At 34.4% G+C, this 7,158-nt stretch carries 7 protein-coding genes and 1 pseudogene; all 8 read left to right on the forward strand.

Translation table 11 applies throughout. The features are described 5' to 3' along the window. Window positions 1-136: 136 nt before the first annotated feature. Window positions 137-934 (forward strand): hypothetical protein, encoded by a 798-nt coding sequence (locus BKL51_RS11055; RefSeq protein ID WP_077466719.1) that lies wholly within the window; start codon window positions 137-139, stop codon window positions 932-934. 2 nt (window positions 935-936) lie between these two features. Continuing rightward, on the forward strand, window positions 937-2,340 hold the full coding sequence (locus tag BKL51_RS11060; protein ID WP_077466720.1) for a type II and III secretion system protein family protein: 1,404 nt from the start codon (window positions 937-939) through the stop codon (window positions 2,338-2,340). Beyond that, entirely contained in the window at window positions 2,337-2,825 is a 489-nt protein-coding gene (locus BKL51_RS11065) for a hypothetical protein (RefSeq protein WP_077466721.1), read from the forward strand. The genes BKL51_RS11060 and BKL51_RS11065 overlap by 4 nt, the downstream gene beginning before the upstream one ends. A 15-nt stretch (window positions 2,826-2,840) precedes the next feature. Further along, window positions 2,841-3,965, forward strand: coding sequence for a pilus assembly protein (locus BKL51_RS11070; protein ID WP_077466722.1), 1,125 nt, complete (start codon window positions 2,841-2,843; stop codon window positions 3,963-3,965). Window positions 3,966-3,978: 13 nt separating this feature from the next. Next, window positions 3,979-5,259 carry a CpaF family protein gene (locus BKL51_RS11075; protein ID WP_077466723.1) on the forward strand — a complete coding sequence of 427 codons (1,281 nt, stop codon included), beginning with the start codon at window positions 3,979-3,981 and terminating at the stop codon, window positions 5,257-5,259. Further along, entirely contained in the window at window positions 5,260-6,144 is an 885-nt protein-coding gene (locus BKL51_RS11080) for a type II secretion system F family protein (protein WP_077466724.1), read from the forward strand. Further along, a complete protein-coding gene (locus BKL51_RS11085) occupies window positions 6,144-6,989 on the forward strand; it encodes a type II secretion system F family protein (RefSeq protein ID WP_077466725.1) in 846 nt (281 codons plus the stop codon). Before BKL51_RS11080 ends, BKL51_RS11085 begins: the two co-directional genes overlap by 1 nt. Beyond that, a pseudogene (locus tag BKL51_RS12185) lies at window positions 6,979-7,158 on the forward strand (NrfG protein); the annotation flags it as partial. The gene BKL51_RS11085 and the pseudogene BKL51_RS12185, both read left to right, overlap by 11 nt.

Here is a 7,158-nt window from a genome sequence, read left to right on the forward strand (position 1 = left end):
GACTAAGGGCTTGCCTTATGGGGTGGCAATTAGTACAGGTTTTTTTATTAATTCGATTTTATTCAGTTAGAAAATTAGGGTTAATACTTCATACAATTAAATAGAATTTATCTTCAATTAAATTTAAGGTGCAAAAATGAACTATAGAATGTTATTTATTATTTCATTCCTTATTCTTGCCGTCGGTGTTGGCGGTATTCTTTTTATTCCGTCAGGTAACAAAGGAACTAATGTTAATTTTACACAAGAGCATTCCGTCGAAGAAAATCAGGAAAATAAGATAGAAAAATTGATTACATTAGCGGAATTAAAACGTGATGTAGTAAAAGGAACGCTTTTACAGACAGATGATTATTCACTCAATGAAATTACAGTTCCTGAAAATAGCCCTGTGATTGAATATGATTTAAAAGAATTAATAAAGGATTCTTCTACGAGTTTACAGGGGTATTTAGTTAATGAGAATTTGCAGGGCGGATCATTACTTTCTCCCTCTACAGTTATTTCACCTAGCGATCCAAAATTCCTTATTTCCGGTATTAATACGAAGCAGGAAGTCGCTTTTCGAATTAATATTAATGAAAGCGAACGCTATTTATTAGATACAGTTAAAGGTGGAGATTACGTTTCTATTTATAGTCAATATTTTTCTTCGGACGATAGAGGGAGTATAAGAGAACGTTTGGATTTAGCTAAGATTGCAGATAGGGTATTAGTATTACAAGTAAGAACCTTTAATGATGAAGAAGTAAAGAATAGTTCTTCGGGTAATACAAATACTTTCGGATATATTAGCGTGAAAGTTAATGTGAAACAGGTTGCTAAATTTTATAAATTATATAAAGAATCAAAATTGATTCTTTTACCCTCAGAAGGAAGGGATAAAAGTTCTGAACATCGTGGCATATCTATTCGAAAATTGAGAGGTCAATAATAATGTTAATTAACTATAAGCCAGTGAAAAATATAGGGCTAAATTTGTTGTTAAGCGGAACAATATTGTTATTTTCTAATATTGCTTCAGCCAAAACGTTTAATTTAGAACAAGGGCAAAGCCAGTTTATCGAAACGGATCAAAAAATTGATACGATTTTTGTCTCTTCACCGAATGTGGCGGATTATGAAATTCTTGATGATACGAGTTTTCTTATTTACGCCAAAGAAGAGGGAAGAGCGGAGGTGACGGCTTTTGATGCTGAAGGAAATAAGCTCACTTCCGATACGGTAAATGTGAATATATTGATTAATAACATCGAAGATACGAATCAACAAATTAAAGCACGTTTTCCAAATACCAAACTTTCAGTAAAAAAAGTAGGTAAGGCTTATGTGATTGAAGGTAAAGCAAGTAGCCAAGAAGAAAGTGATGAAATAAATCGCATTGTTGGGGAGGCGCTGGGCGCAAGTAAAAAAGTGACGGAAGTGAAACTTCGTGGAAGTAGTTTCGGTGGTGATGAACATATTACTTTTTTAGATAAATACCAATATGACGGCGTGATTAATCATTCAAACGTTAATGATACGACTCAGATTAACGTTAAGCTTTCTGTTGTTGAGGTTAATAAAAAATTTTCCGATTCATTGGGAATTAATTGGTCTCATTTAGCCGGTTCAGGTTCGTTATTAGGCGGATCTTGGTCTAAAGGAGGCGGTTTTAACGGAACAAGTGGTATTTTGCAATTAAATGCTAATGGGTTGTCCGCTTTTATCAGTGCACTGGATAACCGTAATAACGGTAAGATTTTAGCTGAGCCGAATATTTCAATGTTATCGGGAGAAACCGCAGAAATTTTGGTTGGTGGCGAAATTCCGTTTGCACAACGGGACAGAGACGGCAATGCGACCATTATTTATAAAGATTATGGGGTAAAACTGGCAGTCGGGGCGAAAGTTCAAAAAAATGATCGGATTCGTTTAATTTTAGATCAAAACGTGAGCACTCTTGCCGGTAACTATAATTATGAAAATATCGGTAGCATTCCTTATTTTAATACGCGCAGAACCAAATCCGTCTTTGAGGTTGCTAACGGAGAAAGTTTTATTATCGGCGGTTTAATTAACTCTCTTGATGCCGAAAATTTAAATAAAGTGCCTTTGTTAGGCGATTTACCGATTATCGGTTCATTCTTCCGTAATGCATCAACTTCACGTGAAAATAGAGAATTGGTCGTTGTTGCAACAGTTAATATCGTAAAACCGGTTATTGAAGATCAAATTGTCTATCCGACGCTTGAGCAAACCGGCACGATGGAGCGTTTCTTTAATTTAACCCCGTTTAAAAATATTTATCATCGGACATTAACAACTAACTTCTTGAAAAATGGTGGGTTTATTCAATGAAAAAAATATTTACGATTTTATTATCTTTATCCGCTTCGATTGTTGCTATTTCTGCCGAAGCAATGATTGCAAACGAATTAAGAAATAATGCGGATGTTCCACACCAAGTGGAGCAATATCGGATGTTAATCAATCGCTATGCTCTTTCCGATTATTCTAACGCGGCACAATATAATCTTTTGCAAGCGATATTGAGCAATATGGGAGGAGATCGCAGCAAGCAAGTTCGATTATTATGGGTGAATAAAGAGGCTTATAAAAGTGCGGTTGAAATTCGGAAAGTTTTACTTAATCTAGGGATTGAATCCCAGCGTATTCAAATCATTGCCAATCCAAATAAAGTTGCCCTTTATCCGCTTTATGCCGATGTAGAACAAATTGGGGTGAAGGCGGCGTATTGTCCGGGGAAGACGATTGATAATATGTTAAGTAAAGACGGTAACTGTGCAGTAAAAAGTAATAGCCGTGTTCAGTTGAAGTTTTAGGTGAGAAATTAAATTATGCTGTTACTTGATAATGAAAAAATACTCACAGGCAATATGCGTAAAATTGTGGTTATTTCCTCTGATAAGGATATGGCGACAAGAATTGCGGAACTGCTACGAACAAGGGCATTAGAAAATATTGAAATAATTAATAAAAATCTCTTTGATATTTCTAATATTGCTATTTCAAGCGAGGATACTTTCGGCGTTATTGTTGATCTTGGAGAAGAGAGTGATGCAAAAATTATTACCGATAAGATTTATAGCATTATTCCACAGAGTGTGTGGTGTTGTGTTATCGGAAAAAGTGATTCTATTTCACTTTCTCAACAATTGTTAAATAAAGGAATCCTTTATTTCCACGCCTCTTCTCAAATTAACCAAATGGTAGAAAATGTTGCGGCTGGTGTGGATATTCCGACAGTACGAAATACAGTGAAAGTTAGTGTATTAAGTTGTAAGGGTGGAATAGGAGCTACATTAATTAGTTCGCATATTGCTAATCAAATTGCAATAAATAAAAAAGTGCCTGTTTTATTAGCCCAAGGAAAACACGGATCGCAAGATTTGGATTTGCTTTTTGATAAGAAATTGCAGGGCGATATTGTGGAATATAGCCATAATTTTGATCTTTTTATCGGTGCACCATCCGACCTATCGACGACTGTTACCGATAAATACAATTTTATTATTTATGATCAACCAATTTTCAATGTGAAGAAAGACGATCTGCCGAAATTTTTTGAACATAGTAATAATTTTCTACTAATCGTGGAGCGGCGTATTGCTTCCTTGCGGGTGGCAAAACATTTTTTGGAAGAATGCGAAAGAATGAGAAATATGCAAGGTAAGCCGATTCGAACCTTTATTTGTATTTCCGACAGTAGATTGGAAACGTCTAAATTAATGGTTAAAACCGATATAGAAACATTATTGGGCGCGCCAGTTGATGCTGTTATCCCTGTATTAAAAAATATCGGTACAAAAAATATTTTATCCGTTAATTTAGGACGAAAAGGCCGCAAAGAAATTGAAACATTAATGATGAAAGTTATTGGCTCGGTTTCTAGAACAGGAAATAAAGCAAAAGAAAAAAGCAGTTTTTTCTCTTCATTTGTCAACTCGTTCATTAATCGTTAAATAAAGGAAGAGAATGTTAAATAAAGAACAGCAAAGTTTTCTCAGAAGTGAAGTGTTAAGTAATCTTGATATTGAGAAAATTGATGAGATTCAGCATGAAAGAGATAAATTGATTAATGAACTTGTTCAAATAGTTAATCAAGTTACGGCAACTCATAATATGTATATTACTTCATCTGACCTTATGATGATTGCGGAAATGATTGCTGATGAAATTGAAGGATATGGTCCGTTACGCGATTTAATGAACGATGACGGCGTTAATGATATTTTGGTTAATGGGCCTAATAATATTTGGGTTGAACGTTCCGGTATTTTAGAAAAAACGGATAAAGTTTTTATTGATAACGGGCAGTTAACCGATATAGCCAGACGCTTAGTCGCAAGAGTTGGACGCCGTATTGATGACGGTAGTCCTCTAGTTGATTCTCGACTTCCGGATGGTAGCCGTTTAAATGTTGTTATTCCCCCCATTGCATTGGATGGGACCTCAATCTCAATTCGAAAATTTAGTAAAGAGAAAAAAACCTTACAAGAGTTGGTTAATTATGGATCTATGACACTTGATATGGCTAATTTTCTTATTATTGCTGCCCGATCTCGAATAAATATTATTGTTTCCGGCGGAACCGGTTCGGGAAAAACCACGTTATTAAATGCACTATCCAATTATATTTCTCATCAGGAAAGGGTTATCACGTTAGAAGACACCGCGGAATTACGTTTAAATCAACCGCATGTTGTGCGTTTAGAAACCCGACTTGCTGGTGTAGAACATACCGGTGAAGTGACTATGCAGGATTTAGTGATTAACGCATTACGGATGCGACCGGAGAGAATTATCGTCGGAGAATGCCGTGGGGCGGAGGCTTTCCAAATGTTGCAAGCAATGAATACCGGGCATGACGGCTCAATGTCCACGCTCCATGCCAATAGCCCGCGTGATGCGCTAGCACGTTTGGAGAGTATGGTTATGATGTCTAACGCCTCATTACCGCTTGAAGCCATTCGCCGTAACATTTCTTCTGCTGTCAATATTGTTGTGCAAGCTTCTCGTTTGAATGACGGTTCAAGAAAAATTATGAACATTACCGAATTAATGGGCATGGAAAACGGCCAGATTATCTTACAAGATATTTTCTCCTATAAGCCGAGTAAATACCGTGACGCTAACGGAAAGATTATTGGTGAGTTTGTTTCTCATGGTTTATTAACCCGTTCAATTGTTTATCAAAATGCTCAAGTGTTTAATTTAAGTGAACAATTGCAAAGTATTTTTGAGGAAGAGAACTAAATGAACTTACTCTATTACAGTATCCTCTCTTTCGGTGTTTTATTACTTTTATATACCGCGATTAGTTGGACGGCAACGAGTAAAAAAATAAATGAAAAAGAATATAGTAAAAACAGTATTAAAAATGTATTGGAAGAACTAAAAAATAAAATACATTTGTGGCTATATTATTTTACTGCTGGAGATAGACAAAAGTTAGTCCGTAATATTTTCATTAGTTTTGTAATATTTCTTTCATTTTTCTATTTAAATGTATTGTATATAAAGATTGATAGATTGATTTTTTGTTTGCTTTTTGGAGTTTTCTTTATTTTCTTAGTTTGGTATTTAGGGCAGCGTAGAAATAAGAAAATGTTCACAGAGGGCTTTCCCGATGTTATTCAAATTTTAAATTCTGCAATTAGTTCGGGTGCGGGACTTTTACAAGCATTAGATCGCTGTGGTAAAGATTTACCGGGTCCGTTGGGTAACGAATTTAGAAATATCCATAGAAGGCTATCGATTGGTGAAGATCCGGTAGCAGTATTTGATGATAGCTATATTCGTTATCCTTATAAAGAATTTTATTATTTCATCATTATTATTCGCACAAACTTATCGAGAGGCGGACAAATTCGAGAAGTGATAACTCGTTTAGGGAGATTAATCGTAGATACTAAAAAAATGGAAAAGAAAAAGAAAGCAATGACATCAGAAGCAAGAATTTCTGCTCTGATTGTCGGATGTTTTCCGGTCGGTTTTTTCCTTTTTATGCAATTTTTTATGCCTGAAAACTTTGACTTTTTAATTAATAACCCTAGTGGTCGCTGGATTTTATATTATGTATTCGGTAGTGAGCTGCTGGGTATGATGATTATTTGGTGGTTAATGAGGAGGGCAACATAATGTTATTATTTTATTTCTGCTTAATATTATTAAGTATTTTTATCCTAATTTTTGCATTATTGCATAAAAATAGATTAGAGAAAAATAAGGGTATTATATCCGGAGAAAGTCCGAAAAATAAAAAAGTCGAAGAGTCTAATAAAGGAAAATCAAAACAGCAAGCTGAACTTGAATTATTACTGATCAACAATAACCCTATTCTTAAAACATTAGGGATTATAGATAAAAATATTAAAGTTAAACTGCTTTTTATTTCCCTCGGGATAGGTATCTATTATTTATTTAATCTAGATAAAAAATTATTAGATCTATCGCTTGGTATGGCGCTAATTGTATCTTTTATTATTCTTATACCTAGTATTTTAACTAATTTGATTTTAAAAAATAAGATTAAAAAAATCATGGCGGATTTACCAGGCTTTATTGATCTAGTTGCCGTGCAGGTTCAAACGGGAATCAGTATAGATGCGGCATTAAAGCAGGTAGCGATAGATTTTAAAAAGTTAAACTCGGATTTAACTTATGTTATGTTGAGAATAATTCGTAAATCAGAAATTACAGGGCTTTCACAAGCATTACAAGATCTTTCTATTTCCCTACCTACGGTAGAAATAAGAATGTTTTGTACCGTCTTACAACAGAGTTTAAATTTTGGTTCTTCAATTTATTCTCAATTAACCCAATTATCCACGGACATCCGTGAATTGCAATTATTAGCAATAGAAGAAAAGTTAGGAACATTAGCTGCAAAAATGAGTGTTCCGTTAATTCTTTTTATTATGTTTCCAATTATCATTTTAATTTTAGCACCAGGTGCAATGAGGGTATTTCCAAATGTTTTCTAAATTCAAAAATGTATTATTTTGTGTGTCTCTCCTTTCTTTAACAGGATGCTCGGCTTTATTGCAAAACAGAGGTGAGTTAACACCTGAAAATATTCGAACCAGAGAAATTTTGTATGAGAGTACTAAAAACTATAGTTCTTTAATTTCTCTTTATCGTGATATTTTAAAA

This window comes from Rodentibacter sp. Ppn85, from assembly GCF_001999335.1.
In the GTDB taxonomy this organism is placed as follows: domain Bacteria; phylum Pseudomonadota; class Gammaproteobacteria; order Enterobacterales; family Pasteurellaceae; genus Rodentibacter.

Excerpts from the sequence above, each read along its gene's own strand:
- BKL51_RS11055 (WP_077466719.1), top strand. The coding sequence starts at position 137 with ATGAACTATAGAATGTTATTTATTATTTCATTCCTTATTCTTGCCGTC.
- BKL51_RS11060 (WP_077466720.1), top strand. The coding sequence starts at position 937 with ATGTTAATTAACTATAAGCCAGTGAAAAATATAGGGCTAAATTTGTTG.
- BKL51_RS11065 (WP_077466721.1), top strand. The coding sequence starts at position 2,337 with ATGAAAAAAATATTTACGATTTTATTATCTTTATCCGCTTCGATTGTT.
- BKL51_RS11070 (WP_077466722.1), top strand. The coding sequence starts at position 2,841 with ATGCTGTTACTTGATAATGAAAAAATACTCACAGGCAATATGCGTAAA.
- BKL51_RS11075 (WP_077466723.1), top strand. The coding sequence starts at position 3,979 with ATGTTAAATAAAGAACAGCAAAGTTTTCTCAGAAGTGAAGTGTTAAGT.
- BKL51_RS11080 (WP_077466724.1), top strand. The coding sequence starts at position 5,260 with ATGAACTTACTCTATTACAGTATCCTCTCTTTCGGTGTTTTATTACTT.
- BKL51_RS11085 (WP_077466725.1), top strand. The coding sequence starts at position 6,144 with ATGTTATTATTTTATTTCTGCTTAATATTATTAAGTATTTTTATCCTA.